The sequence below is a fragment of the Paenibacillus sp. FSL R10-2796 genome (assembly GCF_037965315.1).
Lineage (GTDB): Bacteria > Bacillota > Bacilli > Paenibacillales > Paenibacillaceae > Paenibacillus_AQ > Paenibacillus_AQ odorifer.
This window is the reverse complement of record NZ_CP150178.1, coordinates 2,330,088-2,353,461: the sequence shown is the minus strand read 5'-3', so window position 1 is coordinate 2,353,461 and position 23,374 is coordinate 2,330,088. Positions and strand designations below refer to the sequence as shown.

22 protein-coding genes, 2 tRNA genes and 1 riboswitch are annotated in these 23,374 nt (G+C 45.0%); of the genes, 3 read left to right on the top strand and 21 right to left on the bottom strand.

Annotation, left to right across the window (positions count from 1 at the left end):
* Nucleotides 1-456 precede the first annotated feature (456 nt).
* Nucleotides 457-1,335 carry an SDR family NAD(P)-dependent oxidoreductase gene (locus NST58_RS10465; protein ID WP_076276411.1) on the bottom strand — a complete coding sequence of 293 codons (879 nt, stop codon included), beginning with the start codon at nt 1,333-1,335 and terminating at the stop codon, nt 457-459.
* 165 nt (nt 1,336-1,500) lie between these two features.
* On the opposite strand from NST58_RS10465, the gene NST58_RS10460 reads away from it, so the two are divergent.
* On the top strand, nt 1,501-1,959 hold the full coding sequence (locus tag NST58_RS10460; protein ID WP_076191189.1) for a MarR family transcriptional regulator: 459 nt from the start codon (nt 1,501-1,503) through the stop codon (nt 1,957-1,959).
* A 354-nt stretch (nt 1,960-2,313) separates the two neighbouring features.
* On the opposite strand, the gene NST58_RS10455 is transcribed toward NST58_RS10460, so the two are convergent.
* The 3 genes from NST58_RS10455 to nrdR form a co-directional block, all read right to left on the bottom strand.
* Nucleotides 2,314-2,386 (bottom strand) — tRNA-Lys (locus NST58_RS10455).
* Nucleotides 2,387-2,396: 10 nt separating this feature from the next.
* Nucleotides 2,397-2,472, bottom strand: a tRNA-Ala gene (locus tag NST58_RS10450).
* A gap of 252 nt (nt 2,473-2,724) precedes the next feature.
* Entirely contained in the window at nt 2,725-3,201 is a 477-nt protein-coding gene (nrdR, locus tag NST58_RS10445; protein WP_036678976.1) for a transcriptional regulator NrdR, read from the bottom strand.
* A 163-nt stretch (nt 3,202-3,364) separates the two neighbouring features.
* On the opposite strand from nrdR, the gene NST58_RS10440 reads away from it, so the two are divergent.
* Nucleotides 3,365-3,583, top strand: a complete 219-nt coding sequence (locus NST58_RS10440; protein ID WP_036678974.1) for an alpha/beta-type small acid-soluble spore protein — start codon at nt 3,365-3,367, stop codon at nt 3,581-3,583.
* An 84-nt stretch (nt 3,584-3,667) separates the two neighbouring features.
* Here NST58_RS10440 and NST58_RS10435 read toward each other — a convergent pair whose 3' ends face one another.
* From NST58_RS10435 to NST58_RS10385, 11 genes are all read right to left on the bottom strand, one after another.
* Nucleotides 3,668-4,231: a lytic transglycosylase domain-containing protein gene (locus NST58_RS10435; protein ID WP_076124928.1), complete on the bottom strand. Its 564-nt coding sequence runs from the start codon at nt 4,229-4,231 to the stop codon at nt 3,668-3,670.
* Nucleotides 4,228-4,824 (bottom strand): dephospho-CoA kinase, encoded by a 597-nt coding sequence (gene coaE / locus NST58_RS10430; protein ID WP_076124927.1) that lies wholly within the window; start codon nt 4,822-4,824, stop codon nt 4,228-4,230. The genes NST58_RS10435 and coaE overlap by 4 nt, the downstream gene beginning before the upstream one ends.
* A gap of 9 nt (nt 4,825-4,833) precedes the next feature.
* Nucleotides 4,834-5,580: a manganese efflux pump gene (locus NST58_RS10425; protein WP_076124925.1), complete on the bottom strand. Its 747-nt coding sequence runs from the start codon at nt 5,578-5,580 to the stop codon at nt 4,834-4,836.
* A 131-nt stretch (nt 5,581-5,711) separates the two neighbouring features.
* Entirely contained in the window at nt 5,712-6,548 is an 837-nt protein-coding gene (gene mutM / locus NST58_RS10420; RefSeq protein ID WP_076124923.1) for a DNA-formamidopyrimidine glycosylase, read from the bottom strand.
* 52 nt (nt 6,549-6,600) lie between these two features.
* The gene (gene polA, locus NST58_RS10415; RefSeq protein WP_339247632.1) at nt 6,601-9,270 is read right to left on the bottom strand and encodes a DNA polymerase I; all 2,670 of its coding nucleotides are present in this window, start codon (nt 9,268-9,270) and stop codon (nt 6,601-6,603) included.
* Nucleotides 9,271-9,459: 189 nt separating this feature from the next.
* Nucleotides 9,460-10,119, bottom strand: coding sequence for a phosphate signaling complex protein PhoU (phoU, locus tag NST58_RS10410; RefSeq protein ID WP_036678957.1), 660 nt, complete (start codon nt 10,117-10,119; stop codon nt 9,460-9,462).
* A 73-nt stretch (nt 10,120-10,192) separates the two neighbouring features.
* Nucleotides 10,193-10,948, bottom strand: coding sequence for a phosphate ABC transporter ATP-binding protein PstB (gene pstB / locus NST58_RS10405; protein WP_036678954.1), 756 nt, complete (start codon nt 10,946-10,948; stop codon nt 10,193-10,195).
* Between the two features lie 198 nt (nt 10,949-11,146).
* A complete protein-coding gene (locus NST58_RS10400; protein ID WP_036678951.1) occupies nt 11,147-11,875 on the bottom strand; it encodes a response regulator transcription factor in 729 nt (242 codons plus the stop codon).
* A gap of 109 nt (nt 11,876-11,984) precedes the next feature.
* Nucleotides 11,985-13,781 carry an ATP-binding protein gene (locus tag NST58_RS10395; RefSeq protein ID WP_076124920.1) on the bottom strand — a complete coding sequence of 599 codons (1,797 nt, stop codon included), beginning with the start codon at nt 13,779-13,781 and terminating at the stop codon, nt 11,985-11,987.
* A gap of 178 nt (nt 13,782-13,959) precedes the next feature.
* On the bottom strand, nt 13,960-14,346 hold the full coding sequence (locus tag NST58_RS10390) for a VOC family protein (protein ID WP_076124919.1): 387 nt from the start codon (nt 14,344-14,346) through the stop codon (nt 13,960-13,962).
* A 158-nt stretch (nt 14,347-14,504) separates the two neighbouring features.
* Nucleotides 14,505-16,064 carry a fumarate hydratase gene (locus NST58_RS10385; protein WP_076125145.1) on the bottom strand — a complete coding sequence of 520 codons (1,560 nt, stop codon included), beginning with the start codon at nt 16,062-16,064 and terminating at the stop codon, nt 14,505-14,507.
* Nucleotides 16,065-16,166: 102 nt separating this feature from the next.
* Here NST58_RS10385 and yfbR point away from each other — a divergent pair, with 102 nt between their 5' ends.
* A complete protein-coding gene (yfbR, locus tag NST58_RS10380) occupies nt 16,167-16,772 on the top strand; it encodes a 5'-deoxynucleotidase (RefSeq protein WP_139330047.1) in 606 nt (201 codons plus the stop codon).
* A gap of 83 nt (nt 16,773-16,855) precedes the next feature.
* Here yfbR and thiH read toward each other — a convergent pair whose 3' ends face one another.
* From thiH to NST58_RS10350, 6 genes are all read right to left on the bottom strand, one after another.
* Nucleotides 16,856-17,971, bottom strand: a complete 1,116-nt coding sequence (thiH, locus tag NST58_RS10375; protein ID WP_339247627.1) for a 2-iminoacetate synthase ThiH — start codon at nt 17,969-17,971, stop codon at nt 16,856-16,858.
* 33 nt (nt 17,972-18,004) lie between these two features.
* Nucleotides 18,005-18,772, bottom strand: a complete 768-nt coding sequence (locus NST58_RS10370; protein ID WP_339247624.1) for a thiazole synthase — start codon at nt 18,770-18,772, stop codon at nt 18,005-18,007.
* A 55-nt stretch (nt 18,773-18,827) separates the two neighbouring features.
* The gene (gene thiS / locus NST58_RS10365) at nt 18,828-19,031 is read right to left on the bottom strand and encodes a sulfur carrier protein ThiS (protein WP_339247622.1); all 204 of its coding nucleotides are present in this window, start codon (nt 19,029-19,031) and stop codon (nt 18,828-18,830) included.
* Nucleotides 19,032-19,069: 38 nt separating this feature from the next.
* Complete coding sequence (locus NST58_RS10360) at nt 19,070-19,675, bottom strand: thiamine phosphate synthase (RefSeq protein WP_339247619.1); 606 nt, start codon at nt 19,673-19,675, stop codon at nt 19,070-19,072.
* A gap of 113 nt (nt 19,676-19,788) precedes the next feature.
* Nucleotides 19,789-19,890: riboswitch (TPP riboswitch) on the bottom strand.
* A gap of 87 nt (nt 19,891-19,977) precedes the next feature.
* Nucleotides 19,978-20,850, bottom strand: coding sequence for an SDR family oxidoreductase (locus NST58_RS10355; protein ID WP_038569678.1), 873 nt, complete (start codon nt 20,848-20,850; stop codon nt 19,978-19,980).
* A 237-nt stretch (nt 20,851-21,087) separates the two neighbouring features.
* Nucleotides 21,088-23,199 (bottom strand): GDSL-type esterase/lipase family protein, encoded by a 2,112-nt coding sequence (locus tag NST58_RS10350; protein ID WP_339247617.1) that lies wholly within the window; start codon nt 23,197-23,199, stop codon nt 21,088-21,090.
* Nucleotides 23,200-23,374: the final 175 nt, after the last annotated feature.

The following is a 23,374-nucleotide window of genomic DNA, read 5'->3' as shown; positions in this document are numbered from 1 at the left end:
AATATCCCTTACCTATTTATTAGCCAATTTTCGAGAAATATTCACTACAAACGTTGATATAACAACAAAAATGGAGTGCCAAAACTGTTGCCAGTTTGCACTCCATTTGCTATGTCATTTCTATGTTTTTCACCTCAAAATGGAACGGGATACTCTCACAAGGGATCGGTCTATTTCTGATCGTAGTACTATAAAATGTCGGACTGGCGGAATGTTGAGATACAACGGACCGAGGTGCTCTTATTTTCTCATTATGGGGCGTTTTCCCAAGCTATCGGACTCCTACGCACTTATTTAGTCTTTTCAAAACAAAATACTGCTACTGGAGAGGAAATAAGTGCGCTACGGTCCGATCACTCGACTAATTTCACTAAATAAAGAAAATAAGAGCTATACAGTCCGCAGGATCATGAATGGGTGATTCGAACGGACATGAGGTTAGTTTCACTAATTAAATCAGTTTCCAAAGAAACCTTTCTGCTGCAAAATGTCTTGCGTATCGTTCCATAATTTATTTTCCATTACCTTATCTCCTCCCGGTTGTACGGGTACAATGGGATTGCCTGTCCCAACGTTAAAATATCCCCCACTGCTCTCTTGATACTTAGGATCGGTCATTAAACGAATAATGATCTCCGCTCCTTTACGAGGATCGCCAATACGAAAGAAATTCAATAAGTGCTTAAGCATCGAAGAAAACCAAAGTTCACGCCCGAGACCTGTAACGTTAAAGCCCGGATTCAATGCATGAACGCGAATTCCCGTTCCCGCCCAGCGGCGTGCAAGCTCACTGGTAAACATAATGTTTAGCAGTTTGGTTTTCCCATAAATCTCAGAAGATCCTCTGGAAGTAAAAGAAGCTGTATTGAGCAAATCTTCTGGCAACTTTAGTACTCCATGCCGGCGTGAAGCTTCCGAAGCAACATTTATAATTTTTGCATTTCCTGCTGCTCTCAAAGAACGTTCTAAGGTTTGCGTCAATAACCATGGTGCAAAATAGTTCACAGCCATCATTTCTGAGAATCCATCGGCAGTTATCCGCTGTTCAAACCCATGAAGCCCTGCGTTATTTATTAACACGTCTATCTTCGGAAAAACACTAGATATTTCTTGTCCTAACCTAGTGACATCCCTCATTGAAGATAAATCTCCGTAGAAAAAACTAATTTCGGCTGCTGGTACGCTCTCCTTTATCATTTTTTCAGTTACTTCCGAACGGGTTTTACTCCTTGCAGTTAGAACAAGATGGGCACCCTGCTTTGCCATTTCAAGTGCAACGAGTTGTCCCAAACCGCTTGTAGCTCCAGTAATTACAATAATCGGCTTTGTCATCATCTACATTCTCCTTTATATCAGGAATTCATCAGGGGCAATTTCATTTTGACAGCGTATTGTCCAAATCATATAATTGATATATATCAACTATATGTTGATGATTGACATATGTCAACTAAATAGATGTATGACAACTTTAAAATACAAGGGTAGGTGGTTAAAACAATGAATACTGAACGTAAAGACACGTTGAGAGGACAATTAGAACTGAAGCTAGGTGGACAAATTAGTGCTCTCATTAGCGCTTCGCATGCCCTAAATGTCAGAACTGCTGCCGCTTTCGATTCATCTATACAGCCTGCTGCTTTCCATATAGTCCGTTGGCTGTACTCTTATGGACCAACAAGCGCCTCTGTGTTGGCAGAATCAACGGCTATGGATCGTAGTTCAGTCAGCCGTCTCATCAAGCAACTCGAAAATTTGGGTTATGTTAGAAGAGAAGACTCTCCTAATGATCGTCGAGCCATCCTTCTTACACTCACTGAACTTGGACGACAAAAAACCTTTGATGCGCTGCAGGATAAGGAATTCATATTTTATGAGCGCATAGCTCAATGGGATAATCAACAGCTTGAAACCTTTATTCAAATGCTTCAGGAGTTTAATGGATTTAATGATAATTAATAAATGGGAACAAAAAAAGAAACAGCATCTTGCTGTTTCTTTAGATATGGATTGTCTGTAATTGGAGCCAGCAATTGTCATTGATGTTCATGTTCGGCATGTTCATTATTGCACTGCTCAACTACCTCAAAAAGAAATAGACCGCCCTCTCGCAAAGGAATGCGGTCTATTTCCTGACTAAACTTCCGAAGCCGCCGCCCTTAAAAGCGGCTATTGCACTGGGAGTCGTGTTTCCGCACGACTCTCTTTGCATTGTACGTTTTATCTACCCAAACTATACCACGATCAAAACCAAATAAAAAGTCACTCTTCCCCAAACAACAAAGAAACGGCATTTCTGCCGTTTCTTTAGGATGGACTCTCAGGGGCTCGAACCCTGGACAAATAGATTAAGAGTCTACTGCTCTACCAACTGAGCTAAGAGTCCATATGATGTTTGGTGGAGCCAAGGGGGATCGAACCCCTGACCTCATCGCTGCCAGCGATGCGCTCTCCCAGCTGAGCTATGGCCCCAAACTGAAATTTCAGATGTATGTAATCATACATTTTTTAATTTTAGTTTGGTCGTAATTGAGTTGTTCCGATAAACTCAAGCGTCGTAGGCGACTTCTATATAATATAAAAAATCGCCCTCTATGTCAACACTTTTTTTTAAAATTCATTTTTCCACTCAAATTCCCCGCTCAAAACTCAGAGGAAACAAACCAGTACAAGCACTCCTAACAGACTCTAGGATTGGCTGTAACGCCCTAACTGGACAAAAACCTATAATCCCTCTAATTCTCCCGTACTCTTGGATAGCAGCCCCTTGAGTTCCTTCATGAACATATTAATATCCTTGAACTGGCGATATACGGACGCAAAACGAACGTAAGCCACTTCATCTACTGGGTAGAGCTGCTCCATCACGAATTCACCAATCTGTTGGCTTTCCACTTCCGCAACGGCGATGCCGCGCAGAGATTTCTCAACCTCGGACACGATCTTTTCTAGACGTTCCACAGAAACCGGCCGTTTCTCACAAGCACGGATGAGACCACGGAGTATTTTATCACGACTGAATTCCTCACGGCTGCCGTCTTTTTTAATTACAATGAGTGGCGTTTCTTCAATCATTTCAAAAGTAGTGAAACGTTTGCTGCAACGCTCACATTCACGCCTACGACGGATTGACTTATTTTCATTCGCTGGTCGCGAGTCCAGCACTTTAGTATTTGTGTGATCACAGTAAGGGCATTTCATAAGCTTCATCACTTCCTAATACATAATGGTTTGGTCCCGGAACGTTATAAATCCGGCTTTTGAACGGCTTTTTTATTATTTCCAGAAATCACCGTTTTTTTCTTGTAATGATAATGGCAAGTCCGGCACATAATACAGTTACCAACAGAGGAGGTGAACAGCAATGAGCCAAAGCAACAACTCCAATAACCTTGTAGCTCCAAATTCCCGCGGTGCCTTGGAACAACTTAAATACGAAGTTGCCCAAGAACTAGGAATCACGCTTTCCCCAGATGGTTACCAAGGCAATAAAACTTCTTATGAAAATGGTTCGATCGGTGGTTACATCACTAAACGTCTTGTAACCCTGGCAGAACAACAACTGGCAGGTCAATACAAATAACCTGACCAACATAAGCTTTTTGAAGAAGTATTAAACGACCTACAGGTCGTTTAATACTTCTTTTTATACATAACACGGTAGAAATTAAAATTCTTTGTAAATGTCCGTGTACTGATCATAGTAATAATTAACGCGCTGTACATAATGCCTGGTTTCACCAATGGGAATATCTTTAATGGTTGCATCTGTCCCATCCCAGACCCCTTCGTCCAACCAGCGTTGAACTTTTCCGGGCCCAGCATTATAGGCTGCGATAATTGCTGTACGTTTACCTTCGAACTGACGGGATAAAGTTGAAAGATACCATGTACCCAGTTCAATATTAGCCGAAGGCTCATGCTTGAGTTCTTCCATAGATACGTTTGGAAGCTTGGCCTTTTCCAGCGCCCACTTCGCGGTATCCGGCATAAGCTGCATCAGCCCTAGTGCGCCTTTTTTGGATTCTCGTCCAGTTTTGAAGTTCGTTTCTACACGAATAATCGCGGTTACAAGAAACGGGTCTATCTCATAAGTGATGCTGTGCTTGCGAATCTCATCTTTAAAATGGATGGGATAAAACCACGACATCCAGTTAGTGCTCAGAAACAATATTGCCGTAAAACCCACAAATAGCAGAAGCAGTACTCTTTTTTTACGTAGCCATTTCATGATAAACCCAGCCTGTCCCAAAAAACAGCAACCTGTTGCTCAGTGTACGCAAGATCGCCACTGTTGTCGATGATGTAGTCCGCTTTATTACGTTTCTGTTCAATATCCATCTGTGCATTCAATCGCGCTTCTGCTTCTTCTAAAGAGAGCCTATTACGTTCCATTAATCGAGCAATTTGCATATCACGGGGAACGTACACTACTACAATCTCATGGAACAGGGTCTCAAGCCCTGATTCAAAAAGAAGCGGAATATCCACAATAATAAGCCGCTTCGGCTCTTCCTGCTCCATGCTGTACATACGGTCTTTGATTTCCTGCCGGATGGCAGGATGCGTCAAATTGTTCAAGGTTTGCAGGGCCACAGGATCTTGAAAGACGATTTCACCTAATTTGGCCCTATTCAGTGTTCCATCCGTAAAAAGGATCTCTTTTCCGAATTGCTTAGCAGCAGCAGCCAACACTTCATGCCCGGGAAGCATAACTTCTCTGGCGATCACATCGGCATCAACCAGCCTCGCTCCCTTGTTCACAAGCAGTGCAGACACTGTGCTTTTTCCGGATGCGATTCCTCCGGTTAAGCCTATAATCATGTACTCACCTCATAATAGCTTCAGTATTCCCATTGCAATTAATAATAACGCTGGTAATGCGGCAGCATGCTTCATCCAGTAGTTCCCGGCAAATCTAAGTCCAGTCTTCATACCCAGCAATAGAAATGTACCACTAAACAAAGCTATTGTAAGTGATGTCCATATCGGATTGAAGCCAAGCAGCGCTGCGCCAAGTCCAGCCCCAAAAGCATCCAGAGAGAGCGCAATCCCCAGTATCATCGCTTCCATCGAAGAGATGCTTCCTGAGGCATCCATATCCGCAGAAGACGGGGTACGCAAGATCTGTACTACGATCCCCAAACGGCGAAGCTCAAGTGAAAAAACAGCTGATTTCAACGGTTCATCATTCATAACAGGTTCTGTACCCGCTTCAGAATCAGCAGCTACCTCTGCCCAAGCCTGCTCGGAAAATGAGCCCTTATCTACCGTTTCAGCTTTACGTCCGCCATCTGCATCTTTCTCTTTCTGCATCAGCATCTGAACAAGCGACCAGCACCCCATTAGCACAAGTATAACTGCACCAACTATAGAAGCTGCATTCGGAGACACTACCTTGGCAAGCAAAACCCCAACCTGCATCGATACACAGATAACTACCCCCGAACAGAGCGAGATAATCAGAACGGAGAGCAGTGGTATTTTCATTTTACGCAGCCCATATGTAATTCCTACACCAAAACCATCCAAACTCAAGGCAAACGCTAGCAATAGCAGTGAAAATAATGGGCTGAGCACCCGCAATCCCTCCTGTGAAGAACCGGAAAACTGAAATTTTATCGTTTCAGCTTCCGTTCTCTATTAAGCATTCTTCACACAGTATATGGGCGGGACAAGTAGTGGGTGCCAACCTTATTATTTCAACAAATTCAGTGAACAGTCGGACGCTGGCAATTTGGACAATAATGCGTGCCACGACCGCCTACAACCGTCTTCTCAATCATCGTTCCGCAGTTACTACACGGCTGATCCTTACGACCGTAAATCAATAGCTGCTGCTGATACGTACCGCTCTCACCTTGGCCATTAACATATGACTTAACAGATGAACCTCCGGCGTTAACCGCTTCGGCCAGCGTGCTTACAATAGCATGATGCAGCTTGTCCAATTGATTGTCCGTGAGCGCTTTGGCGCTGTCTTCAGGATGGATACCCGCACGGTGCAACGACTCATCTACATAAATATTGCCGATGCCGACGATATATTCCTGATTAAGCAGCAGCGATTTAATTTTGGTGCTTTTACCGGACACGATCTGCTTAAACCTCTCCGGTGTAAAAGAAGGCTCCAGCGGCTCCTGCCCCAGCTTATTTAAAGGCGGCAGCTGAAGATCTTCTCCCATCTGAAAAAGATGCATTGTCCCGAATTGGCGAACATCCGTGTAACGCAGCTCAGTTCCATCCGTAAAATGAAAAATCACATGTGTATGCTTGTCCAGTGGGTCATCATTTGAAAAAAGTCCGTAACGGCCTTCCATCCGTAAATGTGACACAAGCACCAGACCATCCAGCACAATACGCAAAAACTTTCCTCTTCGTTCAACTTTTACAATGCTATGACCTGCCAGCAGGTGGGCAAAAGCCTGAATATCATCCGGACGCTGAATAATCCGCGCCAACCGGACGGTTACATTCTCTATCTGCTTTCCATTAACTAACTCATTAAGTGTTCTCTTGACTGTCTCTACTTCCGGTAATTCCGGCATGATGTCTTCACCTCAACTACATTATAGCTGATATGCACACCTTAAAGGGAGTCTATTTCGCCTCGTACCAGTTACTTCCAAAGCTGACCTCTGCCTTAAGCGGCACAGATAACTTTAGGGCTCCACCCATTACTTCCGGCAAAAGCGTCTTCATAAGCTCCATTTCATCCTCTGGCACCTCGAATACAAGCTCATCGTGTACTTGAAGCAGCATACGGCTCTTAAGCCCACGATCAAATAACGCCTTGTCCATATGCACCATCGCCAGCTTGATTATATCCGCTGCTGTTCCCTGTATAGGTGTATTCATTGCTGTCCGCTCCGCAAAAGAGCGCAGATTAAAGTTCTTCGCATTAATCTCCGGCAGATAACGGCGACGTTCGAGCAATGTGGTCACATAACCATACTTTCGTGCCTCCACTACAATATCGTCCATATAGCGGCGCACACCCTGATAAACCTCAAAATACTGTTCAATAAATTGCGCGGCTTCCTTACGCGGAATATTCAGATTCTGCGAGAGACCGTAATCACTGATCCCGTAGACGATCCCAAAGTTAACGGCTTTTGCGGCACGGCGCATATTACTGTCCACCTGTTCTGCGGTCACACCGAACACATCCATCGCTGTCTTCGTGTGAATATCCATATCATGCAGAAAGGCTTCCTTCATCCGCTCATCACCGGAAATATGTGCCAGCACACGCAGTTCGATCTGCGAATAGTCGGCTGCTAAGATGGACCAGCCCGGTTCGGACGGAACGAATACCTTGCGGATTTTGCGTCCTTCCTCTAGACGAATCGGGATATTTTGCAAGTTCGGGAATTGGCTGCTAAGCCGTCCTGTAGCGGCAATTGTCTGCCGATAGAATGTATGCACCTTCCCTGTGTTCGGGGAAATTTCTTTAAGCAGCCCCTCTACGTAGGTAGATTGCAGCTTTGCAATTGTGCGATATTGCAGAATCAAACGCACCACATCGTGGTATGGCGCCAGTTTCTCAAGCACTTCGGCATCCGTGGAATAACCCGTCTTCGTCTTCTTGACGACAGGCAGACCTAGCTTTACAAACAAGATTTCACCCAGCTGCTTTGGTGAGTTCAAATTAAACTCAGTGCCACAAATCTCGTATATTTCACTGACCAATTTGGAAATTTGCGCCTCGAATTCTTTTCCAAGCTCTTTAAGATCACCAGCATTGACTGCAATCCCCTGTTTCTCCATATCCGCCAAAATCCGTGACAAAGGCATTTCCAGATCCTCGAATAGCCCTGTCATTGCGGTCTCCACCAGCTCCTGCTGTTGCTTCTGTGCGATTCCAAGAACCGTTGCACTCTTTCGTGCAACGTGATTTCCTAAAACTTCAAGCTCAGGGATTTTGTATTTGGCACCTTTACCAAATACCTCTTCATCAGGAGAGAGCCGCGGCAAGCCGTATTTAGCAGTGAGATCATTTAGATTCTGATTAGCCTCCGTAGGATCAAGCAAATAAGCCGCCAGCTGCACATCATGGGCTGCACCTGCAAAAGCAATTCCCTGCCAGTGTAGAGCCAAATCAGCGCGGTGAAGATCATATCCACTTTTCGGAGCCTTTTCATCTCCTAGCCAATCACGCAGCTTCGCAGCGGCCGGTTTATGCAGTAATTCAAACGGCACATAGTAATGCCGCTCCAGAGAGGACAATCCTATTCCGATTACCTCGGCACGATGCGGATTATCTCCATTCGATTCCACATGCAGCGCCGAAATACCAGCCAGGGCTTCACTAAGCTCCTTAAGTTCTTCTTCACTTACGATCGTAATATCAAGTGCCGCAGCTTCTACTTCAGCTGCACTCTCCTCACCCTCGGTAACAGGAGCATAAGCACTAAGCGACAAACGGTCCAACAATGATTTAAATTCCAGCTTAGCAAGCGCTGGTCCGGCTGTATCCGCTGAAATTCCATTGAAGACCATGTCTTCCCACGAATGCTCAAGCGGTACTTCACGATAGATGGTCGCTAATTTTTTACTCATCACCGCATCTTCCGCATGGGTTTCCAGTTTCTCTTTCATTTTACCCTTTAGCTCACCGGTTCCAGCTAAGACACCTTCCACTGATCCAAATTGATGCAGCAGCTTCAAAGCTGTCTTCTCACCTACGCCGGGTACTCCCGGGATGTTATCACTTGCATCGCCCATCAGCCCTTTAAGATCAATGATCTGCTCAGGGGTTAGGTCATATTTCTCCCGGATTTGTTCCGGCCCATAAAGCTCAACTTCGGTGACCCCTTTGCGGATTAAGGCAACGGTCGTATGTTCAGAGGCCAGCTGCAACATATCCTTGTCTCCCGACACGATCATAACCTGCCGTCCCGCTTCATCCGCCTGGCGTGAAATGGTGCCAATAATATCATCAGCCTCATAATTGCCAATTTCAAACTGCGGTACACCTAAATTAGTCAGCAATTCCTTCAACAAAGGGAACTGCTCGGAGAGTTCCGGCGGTGTTTTTTGCCGGCCGCCCTTATAATCTTGATAACCTTCATGCCGAAAAGTAACTTTCCCTGCATCGAAAGCGACAATCATATGTGTCGGTTTATGTTCTTCGATTAAACGAAGCAGCATCGTTGTAAATCCGTACACCGCATTTGTCTGTTGCCCTGCTGTATTCGTCAGCGGGGGCATCGCAAAAAAAGCACGGTAAATAATATTGTTTCCATCTATAAGTATCAACTTGTCCATAGTGCACCTCGCCTTTTTCATGCTTACTCCTTACATCTTACCATATGCCCTGTACAAGTAGAAACGGCTTTACCAACCTAAACAGTGGGATAAGCTGATATGTTAAGGATATACAACAAGTAGCCGCCCTTTTAAAAGGGCGGCTACTTAGTTTAACTAAAGATATAACAAAAGCTGTGTAAGTGCAAATTACTGATTCAAGTCCGGACGGCTGCCTGTGACCAGATAAACAACACTCTCACCTATGTTAGTCGCATGATCGGCAATCCGTTCAATATAACGGCCTACCAGCGTTAATAACATAGCTTGGGATACAGAATCCGGTTTTGCCACCATATAACTATATAGCTCATTGATCATCGAACCATATAATTGATCGACCTGATCATCATCTTGTGCCATTCTATAAGCCAGATCCGTGTTCTCATCCAGATAAGACTGGATAGCCTCATCAATCATGGTCGTCACAATTTCCGCCATACGTGGAATGTCTACAAGCGGCTTGATCAGCTGCTGTCCATGGATGCGCATAGTTGCTTTCGCAACATCAATAGCCAAGTCACCCATACGTTCCAAATCGCTAGATATTTTGAAAGCAACGATAATGCGGCGCAAATCTTTTGCTACAGGCTGCTGTGTAATAATTAGCCGTGAGCCAATTTCCATGATTTTATCTTCCATGGCATTCAGCTGCAAATCTGCTTTAATGATTTCCTGAGCGCGCACAGTATCAAGATTCTGTAAAGCAACAATTGCTCCACCAAGAGCATCTATTACATGTTCACCCATCTGCTGCAGCAGACTGCGCAGCTCTTCCAAATCTTTATCAAATTCTTTTCTGCGAATCATAGTAAGAGCGATCCTCCTCATTAATGTATGGTCAGCTTGCCATTTCCAAGGACGAGCGCCCTTGTAGCCCGTATCAGCCGAAACGTCCAGAAATATAATCTTCGGTGCGGGAATCCTTAGGAGTAGAGAACAACACCTCTGTATCCGCCGCCTCTACAATTACACCATTCAAGAAAAACACGGTTCGACCAGATACACGTGCCGCCTGATGCATGTTATGAGTAACCATAACGATTGTATACTTACTTCTTAATTCCTGTACAAGCTCCTCTATCTTGAGCGTAGACACAGGATCAAGTGCAGACGTTGCCTCATCCATGAGCAGAATATCCGGCTGCACTGCCAAAGCTCGGGCGATACACAGCCGTTGCTGCTGTCCGCCGGACAAGCTAAGGGCAGATTTTTTCAGAAAATCTTTAACTTCCTCCCACAGCGCGGAATGACGCAGACTTTGCTCTACAATCTCATCCAGTTCGCTCTTTGAACGAATGCCGTGCAGGCGAGGACCATAAGCTACATTGTCGTAAATCGACTTTGGAAAAGGATTGGGCTGTTGGAATACCATGCCCACCTGCTTACGCAGGCTTTCTACCTCTACCTCGTCACTATAAATATTTTTGCCGCCGATGTTTACAGTTCCTTCAATACGTGTACCAGGAATCATATCATTCATACGATTCAGCGTGCGCAACAGAGTGGATTTTCCGCAACCGGAAGGTCCAATAAAAGCAGTAACCTGTTTCTCCGGAATTTGCAGATTCACATTCTTCAGTGCGTGAAATGACTCATAGTAGAGATCAAGTTTCTCTATGTCAATGATGGATTTCATTAGTATTTACGTCTCCTTCTCATCATCTTCGTTCTCCATAATAAGCTTTTAATGTAAATACAGTTGGAGAGAAATGTTAACGCAATGTAAAATTGGTGAAGATGAATTAGTCCACGTGATAGTATTCCCTACAATTCGGCGTGTAATCTCACCTGAATCTTGTTTATGAACGGGATAAAGAAGAAAACTCCAGTCATGCTAAATGACCGGAGCTCTCTTTTTGTTAACAACTAATTTATAACCTACACCTCGAATGGAATCGATATGGACGGATTCTGGATCTAGCTCAAGCTTTTTACGAAGTGAACTTACGTGCACATCAACGGTGCGCTGTCCACCAATATAATCAAAGCCCCATACAGCGTTCATAAGATCATCTCTTGTCAGCACTACCCCCGGTTTACGAGCCAAATATAACAATACCTCGAACTCTTTAGGTCGCAGGTTAATGCTATGTCCACCTAGGGAAACTTCATACCGCTCAGGATAGATTTCTAGTTGTCCCAGAATGATCGTAGAAGCAGATATAGGTGTCTCTTGTGGAGCCTCCTCAGCAAGACCGGAAATCCGCCGCAATACAGCGCTCACTCTTGCAAGCAATTCGGATACCCCAAAAGGTTTGGTTATATAATCATCAGCACCGGATTTCAGCCCTCTAACCACATCTTCTTCAGCATTTTTAGCAGTTAATACGATAATAGGTGTGCGGATACCTTGTCCACGCAATTTATCAAGGATGTCAATGCCATTCATTCCTGGCAGCATCAGATCCAATACGATCAAGTCAAAAGGTTCCCTCGTCGCACGATCATATCCTGCCGTTCCATGATCCTCTACCGTCACCTCGTAACCTTCCTGCGTTAAGTTATAGGACAGCAGCCGGGCTAGTGTCGGTTCGTCTTCAATGACAAGCAATCGTTGAGCCATAGGTTCCCCCGTCTTCCATATAGTTTGATTTTTACAAAACAGCAACAAAACCATCATATCACCGTAATGTTAACTTAGTGTAAAATTGAAAAAGTGAATTTACAAAAATCTAATCGGTCTTTTCTTCCTGCAGCAAAGGCAATTCAATCACAAAGGAACTGCCGATTCCCAAATCACTTTCAACTGAAATCACTCCATGGTGCATATCTACCAAATGCTTCACAATAGACAGCCCCAATCCCGTTCCGCCGGAGCTTCTGGATCTTGCCTTATCCACCCGGTAAAAACGTTCAAAAATACGCGGCAGATCTTTTTTAGGAATCCCCATACCTGTATCGCTAACAGTAAATTGAACATTTTCGGAGCCGTCTGGTTTCAGTAGACTCTTAACGTAGACCTTTACGTTTCCGCCTTCATGTGTGTAATTAATCGCATTAGAGAAAAGATTCATAAAGATTTGACGCAGCTTATCCTCATCCGCCTCAATGAATAGCTCCTCAGGAACCTCTACATTAAGACTAATGTTTTTCTTCTCAGCGACTTTACTGATGGTTCCCAGCACGGAATCAAAGAATTCAATGATATGAACCGGTGAGCAATCGAGCTGCACCCGTTTAGATTCGATTTTAGATAATTCCAGAATATCTCCAATCAAGCGATTTAAACGCTCGTTCTCATCATAAATAATTTGCAGGAAGGATCTCGCCGTCTTTTCATCTTTAACTCCGCCACCCAGTAAGGTCTCGGCAAACCCTTTGACCGCTGCAACCGGAGTCTTGAGTTCATGCGATACATTAGCTACAAACTCACTACGCATCCGCTCCAAACGGCGAATTTCCGTAACCTCTTGCAATAGGAAAAGCATACCTCTGTACGTACCATCCTGGATCATCGGAACCGCGTCCATCCGTACAATTCGCTCTCTTGGGTTATAAATACTTCGTTCTTCATGAATCGGCTCCCGGCTTAACACCCCTTCTTCAAGCAGACGGGTTAGCTCATAATGCCGTTTTAACTCTTTGTACGAATGACCCGCCATTTCACCGTTACTGACATCAAGCATTCGCTCTGAAGCCCGATTAAGCAGCGCAATCTCTTCTTCCGCATTGATCATTATGATGCCGCCCGTCATATTATCCAGCACGCTTTGCAGCAGATCCTCATTATCACGAATCGTCTTAAGCTGGTCTTGAAGACTGTCTGCCATCGCATTAATCGCTGTAGCCAGCTGTCCAACTTCATCTTTACGCTTCAAATGAACTCTGGCATCATAATCCAGATCGGTAATCCGCCGGGCGACTCTTGTGATTTGCTCCAGCGGGGAAGTCATGCTTGAAGCTACTTTATAGCTCACAATAGTAGCTGACAAGAACAAGATAATTAGACCTGCAGCCATGATCATCCAAGCATGCTTAAGACCTTGCGTTACAGCATCAAGTCCCATTGAGACCCGAATATAGCCGTCAAATCCCTGATCAGAAGTTACCTTTCCAGCCACATATAACATCTCATGCTTTAGAGTTTCGCTGTAACGGATTGCCCGTCCAGTTCCCTCTTTCGCAGCCCCTATCTCTTCTTCACGATTGGAGTGGTTGTCCATTTCCAAGGGGTTTTTCTCAGAATCGCCAATTACTTTACCCGACTTTGTAATAAACGTTATCCGAGAATCTAAAAGTTTAGAAATATGCTCCGCCTGTTCAGTGTAATACGGGATCGCATTTGAAGAATTCATATCTACAAATTCCAGTGTTCCTGAGAGCAAACTTATTTCCCGGGACATATTCTCTTCCAGAGCAGTTATATGGGAGCTCTTAAACAGATGAGCCATCGTAAATCCAGTACCAATCATGGAAATACCGATTAAGGCCATAAGTATAAACGTAAGACGAGCGCGAAACGGTTTCATCTGAAATTTGCCTCTCCCTTTATCATTGTATCTTTTATCCTAACTTCATTTTCTTCAAAATACCAGTACGACTATGACCGTGACATAAGCCCCCCAGAGTAGATTATATAAAAATAACAGCCCGAGTTGATTAACTCTGGACTGTTACTTTGTATTACTTTTGTAAAAACACATGAGTTTATTCTGTACGGGTGGCAAGAAACCACTGATTACCCTGACGGTCTCTAACCCCTGCTCCTCTTTCTCCATAGGATTTATCCAGTGGTTCTTCAATAATAGAAGCCCCGGCATCCAGGCACTTGCGGTAGGTCTCATCAACATTTCTTACATAAAGATGAATGGCAAGCTGTACCGGTGAATACTTTTCATTCGCTTCGGAAATCTCAATGATGGAATCACCGATTCTGACCTCGGCATGCCTAATCCTTCCCTCATCATTTCGCAGCATATCAATAATTTTGGCATCAAAGCAGTGCACAACAAAATCTATCAATTGGTCTGCATCTTCCGCAATAAAATACGGCGTAACGTTAAGAAACCCATTTCTAATATAATGTGGTGCCATTCATTGTCCTCCTTTAGACAGGTAAAAACGCCTTCGGCGTTCCTTAAGGATCATTTATAGTCTGGACATATAAATCCTTATAATTTGATTAAAACCCATGGAAAAGCCATTCAGAGAATCTGCCCTCCTCATGACTTATCCACCGGTTGTAACCCCATTTATTTAAACACTGGCTCCTTGAATTGAGTCAATTTAGCTGCAGAATCTTTTTCCACATCCGCATGCAGACTGTTGCCGTGAGCATCCATCGTCACAATCGCTGCAAAACCCTCCACATCGAGATGCCACATCGCCTCAGGAATACCAAATTCCATAAAATCAACAGCGTTGACCTTCTTAATGCACTCTGCATAATACTGGGCGGCTCCACCAATCGCATTGAGGTATACCCCGCCGTGCTCCTGTAACGCTTTTAACGTTTTTGGACCCATACCACCTTTTCCGATGACTGCACGGATTCCAAATTTTTTGATAATATCGCCTTGATAAGGCTCTTCACGAATGCTCGTAGTTGGTCCCGCAGCTTTTACATGCCAGCCTTCCTCATCTTTCATCATCACAGGACCACAATGATAAATCACAGCCCCTTCCAGATCTACCGGAGACTCATGATCCATTAAATATTTGTGCAAAGCATCACGGCCTGTATGCATTTCACCGGATAAAATAACCACGTCTCCAACACGCAGACTACGGATATCCTCTTCACTTATCGGCGTTGTAAGACGTACTTCCCGCGATTCAGAGGCTGGGCTGTTAGCTCCCTCAGCAATTACTGCTTCAGATTCATGTGCCCCTTCATCATCTACAGATATCCCTGTACCACTCTCATACAACCAATCCTCTATATTGCCTGTGGATGGATCAACCAGCACCCCTTGGCGGCGGAAGGCCCAACAGTTATAAGCAACGGATACGAAAAAGCTAGCTGGCAGACGATTCATTACGCCAACCTTACAGCCCAGCAGCGATACTTCACCACCAAAGCCCATCGTGCCAATTCCAAGCTTGTTAGCATTCTCCATAATATAGTCTTCCAGCTTACTAAGGTCTTCTATTGGATTAACATCCTCCACTTTGCGGAACAGCTGCTTCTTAGCCAGCTCGTAGCCAGTCGTACGGTCACCGCCGATACCCACGCCAATAAAACCGGCACTGCAGCCTTGTCCCTGCGCCTGATATACCGCGTGTAAAATACATTTACGGATTCCGTCCAGATCCCGACCCGCTTTGCCGAGTCCTTCTAATTCTGCCGGGAGACTGTATTGAATATTTTTATTCTCGCAGCCTCCACCCTTCAGAATAAGTCTAACGTCTATTTTATCCTCTTCCCATTGTTCGAAATGAATGACTGGTGTGCCTGCACCCAAGTTATCTCCGCTATTCTCACCTGTTAATGAATCTACAGAATTGGGACGAAGTTTACCATTCTTGGTCGCTCGTACAATGGCATTATGAATATCTTTTTTCATCTCAATCTGATTGATTCCCACAGGGGTGTGAATGATAAATGTAGGCATTCCCGTATCCTGACAGATCGGAGACACTTGCTGCTCAGCCATTCCGATATTTTGCGCAATCGTGGTTAAAGCAAGACCGGACCGGGTAGCCCTGTCTTCCAGCGCGCGACCTTTTGCAACTGCCCGGCGTACATCTCCCGGCAAATTCGTGGAAGTTTCTACGATAAGGTTATAAATACTGTCTTCAAAATGCTGCATCTTCATTCAAGCTCCTCTCGGCAGTTCCAGGTTATCTAAAGTTTGATACAATTAGTATAATAATATCATACCTAGCACCGCATGAAAGGGGTTACTTTAAAATTGAGCTACCATTTTTCTGCCTATCTATATCGTCTTCAGTATATTCAGCGCTGGAGCTTGATGCGCAGCACCGCACCGGAGAACGTCGCTGAGCATTCTTTTCATGTTGCATTGCTCACACATATGCTCTGTTCCATCGGTAATGTTCATTTTGGACGTTCACTAAACGCGGAACGAGCAGCAACCCTAGCTCTGTTCCATGATGCCAGCGAAGTGTTCACAGGTGACATCGCCACGCCGGTAAAATACAACAATCCTCGCTTGCTCACCAGCTTCCGCGAAATGGAGAAAGTTGCGGCTGATCGCTTAACTGGAATGATTCCATCAGAGCTGAAAAGCATCTACACTCAGCTTATACGACCGGAAGACAGCCCTCCCGATTCGGAGGACATTCTGCTGCACAGCTATGTGAAAGCCGCTGATCGGCTGGATGCTTATTTGAAATGCGTATGGGAAGTTGCTGCAGGAAACCGAGAATTCGCCGCCGCGAAGGAGCAGACAGCAGCAAAACTTCGTGGGCTTGACCTGCAGGAAGTGGATTATTTTCTGACTCATATGGCACCGAGTTTCGAAATGTCTCTCGATGAGCTCTCTGCCGGAAACTAAACACCCTCTATACAATAAAAAATGGACCTCCGCATGAATCTCGCAGGGGTCCATTTAGTGATTAATAATTGATAATACAAGCGTTACGTTGTTGATTCGGTCAGGATATCCCAGTCTTTAAAAATGGGCTGCAAACCCTTCGTATATAGCATTTCCGTAATCTCCTGCACACTACGGCTATCGGATATTTCGAATTGCGGAGTTCCCCCTGCATTAGTGTGACCGCCCACCTCAGTAGTGACCCCGGCTGACATCTTAGTTATTCCTAGATGAATTAAATGATCGCGTAGAGAGGCAGGCTCTCTTGTAGATAAAGTAATGCCCGAACGGGGTAAAAATAACCGGTATGCCAAAATAATCTGCACTAGCGATCGGTCGGTAACATCACACTCCGGGTTAAATTCCCCTAAATAAGGCCGAAACCGTGGAGGTGACAGACTGATCTCGCAATCTGGATACCGATCCTGCAAATAACGGGCATGCATGGCACTTTGGAATGCCTCTTGCCGCCAATCATACATCCCGAGCAACGTACCAATATTCACAGAACGAAAACCTGCCTGACAGCCGCGTTCAGGTGCATCCAGGCGATTCCGGTAGTTTCTTTTAGGCCCTTTAACATGCAGCTTTCTGTAAGTCTCCTGGTGGTACACCTCTTGGTACAGTGTTAATCCATCCACCCCTGCTTGAAGAAGCTCTTTATATTCTGCAGTTGATAGAGGATTTATCTCAATACTGACAGAGGAAAAAAATTCCCTGAGTACATCTACGCAATCCTTAATATATGAGACAGGATTCTCCCGGCGCGATTCACCAGTCAAAATGAGGATATGCCGCAGACCTGTAGCTGCAATCTTCTCAGCCTCCCTGCGAACCTCCTCCAAGGACAGCTTTTTGCGCGGAAAATCATAAATGGAGCTGAAGCTGCAGTAGGTACAATGATTCACACAAAAATCCGCAAGATACATCGGTGTGAACAGCTGCATCGAATAACCAAAATGTGCACGGGTCAGTCGCTGTGCAGCCAACGCCATCTCCTCTAGCAGCGGCGTTGCTGCCGGAGAGAGCAATGCCAGCAAATCATTTTCGTTCAGCTTGTCTTTTCCAAGCGCCCGCTTAACGTCATCCTCCCGGAACTCCTTCCACAGCTGCTCATAAGGATACTGCTCCAAGCGGGCCAGTGTGTCAAAAAAGCTCATGCTAATCTTCCCTCCTTTCGTGACCTATCAAATTCAGTTCAAAAATCCAGTCAACGGTGACGAAGCAAAAGCAACTTCTTCTACAGGACCGAGTCCTGCCAAATAAGCTTTGCGGCCAGCGGATATCGCCTCGCGGAACGCTTCCGCCATGACGAGCGGATTACGTGCCGTTGCAATAGCCGTATTAAGCAGAACAGCAGCGGCCCCCATCTCCATTGCTTCCGCCGCTTCCGAGGGCTTGCCAATTCCGGCGTCTACAATAATCGGCAAATTCACTTCTTGAATAAGAATACGCACAAGCTCCTTGGTGCGCAGGCCGCGATTCGTTCCGATCGGCGCACCAAGCGGCATCACAGCAGCAGCACCGGCATCTCTCAGACGTAAAGCAGCCGAAAGGTCCGGACTCATATAAGGCAGTACTACAAAACCCTCCGCTGCTAAAATCTCTGTAGCTCGTATGGTCTCCAGATTATCTGGAAGCAGGTATTTCTGATCATTGATCACTTCGATCTTGACCCAGTTCCCCAGTCCCGCAGCTCTTGCTAATCTTGCAATACGGACTGCCTCTTCCGCTGAACGCGCTCCTGAGGTATTAGGCAGAAGAGTCATGTGGCCGGGAATGTGGTTCATGATATTTTCTGCTCCACCTTGCGGGTCCACTCGGCGAAGCGCTACAGTAATCACCTGAGAACCAGAGCTTGCGATCACTTCGGGGATCAACGTATTCCGGCTATATTTTCCGGTTCCGATAAATAATCTACTGGTTAATTCGATGCCGCCAATATGTAACGGGTCATGCATGAAATTACCTCCCTTTGGTTCTTATAAATTTCTCAAAATTCTATACCGCTCCATCTCAACCCCCACCAACAAAGTGCACCAGTTCCAAACGATCATCCTCGCTCAGAGCAGTACTTTCATAATTCTCCTTACTGACAAATTCTCCATTCAGCTCAATGATCATCAAACGACCCGACCACTCAGGAAGACTGATCAAATCAGCTATAGTTTGAATACCACCAGAACACTCTGCGGATTTCCCGTTAATCAACAGCTTCATTCTGAATCACCCCCTTCGCCCATGCTGTTACCTCCAGGCTATGAATGAACCGCCTTATGAATAGCTTTGGCGGCCTCATAAGGATCATCCGCTCCGCAAATACCGGACATCACAGCAACTCCTGCCGCACCTTTCCTGATGATCTGCGCCGCATTAGCGGGGCTAATTCCGCCAATCGCAATTACAGGAATAGAGCTGGTCTTCACCGTTTCTGCAAGCAGCTCTAACCCACGTGCGGGCAGCCCTAACTTGCTATCCGAGGGAAATACATGACCAAACAAGCAATAATCAGCTCCCTGCTCTGAGGCATTCGCCGCTTCTTCCGGAGAATGAACCGATCTCCCCAGCCGAAGCTGAGGTGCAATTCGCCGGGCTGTAACCGGACTCAGACTGTGCCAAGCCAACTGAACCCCCGCGGCACCAGCTGCCAAGGCTACATCGATCCGGTCGTTGATTATCAGTTTGGTAGCGGGCATACCGGCAGCCAACAGCTTCTGTGCCGCAGCGAGCAGTTCGCATGCAGGACATTGCTTATCTCTCAGGTGAATATAATCGACCCATGTCTGCACCGTGACAGCTAGTTCAACAAAATGTCTCAGCTGTAGCTTGCCGTCTGATATTAGATGGATCTCAGCTTGCAACATCACGATCTCCTCTCTCACTTCCCTGTAGGTCAGTAAAAAACAAAAAAACTGCCCCCCGTAAGGAAGGCAGTCAGAATCTGTATATAGACGGCACTACAAATAGCCCGACAACAGAAATTCGTTCTCCACTTCCCTACGCTGGTCTTAACCAGATCAGGTTCAAAGGGTCCGGAAATCCATTCCGTCTCAGCCAATCGGCACCCCTAGTGACATAAATATACAATTTTAAAATGCTAACGTGGTTTATAGTAACATATTTTTTTATTGAAATACACCCATTTATTCACATTAGCTGTACTGATCTAACCGTTTACTACCTCGCCACCATTTACATGAATAACCTGTCCAGTCACATAACTGGAATCGTCAGAGGCCAGATATACATAGGCTGGTGCCAGCTCTTCTGGTTGTCCAGGCCGTTTCATAGGCTGTGTACCTCCAAACTCGCTAACCTGTTTTGCATCAAAGGTAGAGGGAATCAGCGGTGTCCAGATTGGACCTGGTGCAACACCGTTTACCCGTATGCCCTTCTCTGCCAGATTCGTGGACAAGGATCGTGTGAAGCTAAGAATAGCTCCTTTAGTTGATGAATAGTCCAGCAGCTGCGGGCTTCCGCGATAAGCGGTAATTGAAGTTGTATTTATAATGGTAGATCCTGCTTTTAAATGAGGCATAGCTGCTTTTGTTAAATAGAACATCGCAAATATATTCGTACGGAAAGTACGCTCAAGCTGCTCGGAAGTAATATCCTCGATCTTAGCTTGCGGATGTTGCTCTGCCGCGTTATTGATGAGAATATCAAGCTTTCCTAAGCCCTCCACCGTCTGTTTAATAAGATCCTTACAGAATTTCTCGTCACCGATATCACCTGGAATTAGGATACATTTGCGGCCTTCCTGCTCGACCTGACGTTTAGTTTCCTCTGCATCTGAGTGTTCATTAAGATATGAAATGACCACATCAGCGCCTTCTTTAGCAAAAAGCACAGCAACTGCACGCCCAATTCCGCTGTCTCCACCGGTAATTAACGCCGCCTTGTCTTGCAGTTTACCTGCTGCTTTATAATTTGCCGGCTCGTATTTGGGCAGCGGCGTCATTTCACTCTCAATCCCTGGCTGATGATGCTGCTCCTGTGGGGGTAAGGTTTTTGTAGCTTGTTTATTGTTGCCTGACATCTTCCCTATCTCCTCTCGTTAAGCAAATTGATAGTTAACTGATCGTCTTAGGATGGCACAACTATGCACGTTTATACGCTGGGTTTGTCATTTTCTTAAATCGCTTTACGAATCTTACTTACCACAATGAAAGTAGATATAAACAACCGTGAGAGATATACTGCTGTAAGTGGAGAGGAATTCACTGCATACAAATAGACACAGCATCGCTGCTGTGCCTTGAATTGTTCACCCTGACTATTTTAGAGAAGAAACATGATTTTCTGCATTCACTTCATGTTCCAGCACCCACATAAAGTACAGAGCTTTGGCCGCTTTCTCCCGGGTCACTATAGCTTTAGGTTCTAGTTCTGTCCCATTGACCATTTCGCCTCTGGCAATCCCCATTTCAGATCTAAAGAGTCCTAATTCATATGCACTTTTTACTTTTGAAATTAAATAAGGAGAAATGTCCGCTGTATCAACAAGCTGCGTCCAGGATACAAGAGGATAGTACATCGCACCTCTAGCTCCTGGCTCCAAATTCGAATCATAGCCAGGATCTCCTGGCACTACTGCTGTGCCGTTATAATCAGTCATGTACTTAGGTTTATTAGCAAACTTTACTTGGTAAACATCATAGAGAATAGCACCCATCGATTCACGTGACAGCTTACCTTTCGGATAATAGGCAACATCAGATCTTTCCACTTTCATTAACTTAGAAATACTGCGTGTGAATTCAGCAACTGTCATCTCCGTATCCGGATTAAAATTCCCTTGACGGTCTTTGCCCATTACTCCCAGCTGGATTAATTTTTCAATTTGATTACGGTAATAAGCAGCTTCCCCAGTCGTCGTATCATTCGTTATTTCCGGAAAAATCTTACCCCAGTTCCCTGTTAGTGCCGCATGCTTAACGTTCCCTTTAAGGTAAGGAGTAATGGAGGCAGCAGTAGAATCGCCAGTAGCACCTTTCTCTACAAGCTCCGTGACAATCATCCGTGAAAATTGTTTGGCGAGCGCTTCTTTAAAATGAGTCCCATCGACTTTCTTTGAAGGATGCCCGTTAGCGTAACTTCCGTCATTTGTTTTGCCTGGCGTTTCTCCGGCTTCAATAGACATGAAGAGGGCTGTTATTGCTTCTACACCGATCTCGTTATAATATTTCAGACTTTCCGAGTTAAGGTCAATAAGTGTAACTCCAGATTCATCTGCGACCCGTTTAAGAATATCTACAAACTTTCTTGATTTAAAAGAATTTTCATAGATATATCCCGGACTTGCATTCCCTTTAATTCTGGACATTGGGGTTACCAGTACTGGTATCATACCCCGGGCTTGAATCGCAGGGAGATAGACTTCTTTAAGGTAATTTTCATACATTGCTTCTGTCGAACCTCTGCCGTAACGTCTGAACTCATCTGCGCTCTCATCATTGTGTCCGAATTGAATAAACACATAATCCCCAATGCTGCCATTCAGTAAAATGCCGTTCAGTCGACCTTCTGTATAGGCATTTTTAAACGAGCGTCCCCCCATGGAATAGTTAGTTACACTCAATTTATGTTGATTAAACATACTGCCAATAATCTGGCCCCAACCACTCATTGGTGCTTCGTCGAAGGTGTAGGACTTGACAGTAGAATCTCCAAGTATAAATAAATTCGGAAGAGCTCCAGCCGCTCTATGCTGAGTCAAAATCGGTTCCAGTATGATCTCCTCAATCCCCACAGCTGTGTTCACTTTGTTCGGTTCGATCTCAATATCTATATGGTCACGGCCGTTTACATACGTATAAGTCCACTCTTTCCCTTTGGCTACAGCCGTATGCTTGACGGGTACAAGCTTTGCAGCGTCCCAATGTCCACTTTTCAACAAGCGGCTGGTCTGCATTCCTGATACTGACACGATCCCATCCTCTGCGTCAGAAGTCGTTTTTACATATACGTTGTAGGTTCCAGGGGGAGCATCCATTCGAAACGCCATTCCGTAGTTGTTATAATTATCTTTCTCAGATTTAGGTTCAGCAAAAAAAATAGGTTCTGTGATGAAAAAACCTGTTCCATCGGATGTAATTGAGTCGGTGTGCACTTCTCTGGCGGGTAAAGCGTTGGTCTCTTGAACAAAACCATAACCTAAAGATGAGTCATACAATTGTGCACCGCGATTAGGATCATACCTAACGGATTGATATCCTGTTTTAACTTGGTTTGTAAAATTAAACTTGTATACGCTTGCAATTTGGGTTGGAGGTTGCCTCTCTGCCCCATCTTTTAATAGGGATGCCTCTGTTTTACCGTGAGTAAGAGTCAATGAAGCCATAAGTAAAGAAGATAAGATTAGTATATTCCTACACAGCTTTCTCACTTCATTACACTTCCTTCCGTTTCTCGAAATACTTCCCTAGGTCCCTTCATTATCCCTGTTCTCTAAAGTGATTCAAATGATGATTTCATTCTTTTTTTTGACCTTTTGTAACGAAAACCATGGAATGATCAACGGCTCACACTGCAAAATGGTCATATGTATAGGTATCCTTGAT

What these genes read in the sequence shown, in the direction of transcription:
- phoU (WP_036678957.1), bottom strand. Translation starts at nt 10,119, where the DNA reads ATGATTCGCAGAAAAGAATTTGATAAAGATTTGGAAGAGCTGCGCAGT.
- NST58_RS10460 (WP_076191189.1), top strand. Translation starts at nt 1,501, where the DNA reads ATGAATACTGAACGTAAAGACACGTTGAGAGGACAATTAGAACTGAAG.
- NST58_RS10360 (WP_339247619.1), bottom strand. Translation starts at nt 19,675, where the DNA reads ATGTTGCAAGCTGAGATCCATCTAATATCAGACGGCAAGCTACAGCTG.
- thiS (WP_339247622.1), bottom strand. Translation starts at nt 19,031, where the DNA reads ATGAAGCTGTTGATTAACGGGAAATCCGCAGAGTGTTCTGGTGGTATT.
- thiH (WP_339247627.1), bottom strand. Translation starts at nt 17,971, where the DNA reads ATGAGCTTTTTTGACACACTGGCCCGCTTGGAGCAGTATCCTTATGAG.
- NST58_RS10370 (WP_339247624.1), bottom strand. Translation starts at nt 18,772, where the DNA reads ATGCATGACCCGTTACATATTGGCGGCATCGAATTAACCAGTAGATTA.
- NST58_RS10355 (WP_038569678.1), bottom strand. Translation starts at nt 20,850, where the DNA reads ATGTCAGGCAACAATAAACAAGCTACAAAAACCTTACCCCCACAGGAG.
- NST58_RS10435 (WP_076124928.1), bottom strand. Translation starts at nt 4,231, where the DNA reads ATGAAATGGCTACGTAAAAAAAGAGTACTGCTTCTGCTATTTGTGGGT.
- NST58_RS10395 (WP_076124920.1), bottom strand. Translation starts at nt 13,781, where the DNA reads ATGAAACCGTTTCGCGCTCGTCTTACGTTTATACTTATGGCCTTAATC.
- mutM (WP_076124923.1), bottom strand. Translation starts at nt 6,548, where the DNA reads ATGCCGGAATTACCGGAAGTAGAGACAGTCAAGAGAACACTTAATGAG.
- NST58_RS10385 (WP_076125145.1), bottom strand. Translation starts at nt 16,064, where the DNA reads ATGCAGCATTTTGAAGACAGTATTTATAACCTTATCGTAGAAACTTCC.
- pstB (WP_036678954.1), bottom strand. Translation starts at nt 10,948, where the DNA reads ATGAAATCCATCATTGACATAGAGAAACTTGATCTCTACTATGAGTCA.
- NST58_RS10390 (WP_076124919.1), bottom strand. Translation starts at nt 14,346, where the DNA reads ATGGCACCACATTATATTAGAAATGGGTTTCTTAACGTTACGCCGTAT.
- nrdR (WP_036678976.1), bottom strand. Translation starts at nt 3,201, where the DNA reads ATGAAATGCCCTTACTGTGATCACACAAATACTAAAGTGCTGGACTCG.
- NST58_RS10400 (WP_036678951.1), bottom strand. Translation starts at nt 11,875, where the DNA reads ATGGCTCAACGATTGCTTGTCATTGAAGACGAACCGACACTAGCCCGG.
- coaE (WP_076124927.1), bottom strand. Translation starts at nt 4,824, where the DNA reads ATGATTATAGGCTTAACCGGAGGAATCGCATCCGGAAAAAGCACAGTG.
- NST58_RS10465 (WP_076276411.1), bottom strand. Translation starts at nt 1,335, where the DNA reads ATGATGACAAAGCCGATTATTGTAATTACTGGAGCTACAAGCGGTTTG.
- polA (WP_339247632.1), bottom strand. Translation starts at nt 9,270, where the DNA reads ATGGACAAGTTGATACTTATAGATGGAAACAATATTATTTACCGTGCT.
- NST58_RS10440 (WP_036678974.1), top strand. Translation starts at nt 3,365, where the DNA reads ATGAGCCAAAGCAACAACTCCAATAACCTTGTAGCTCCAAATTCCCGC.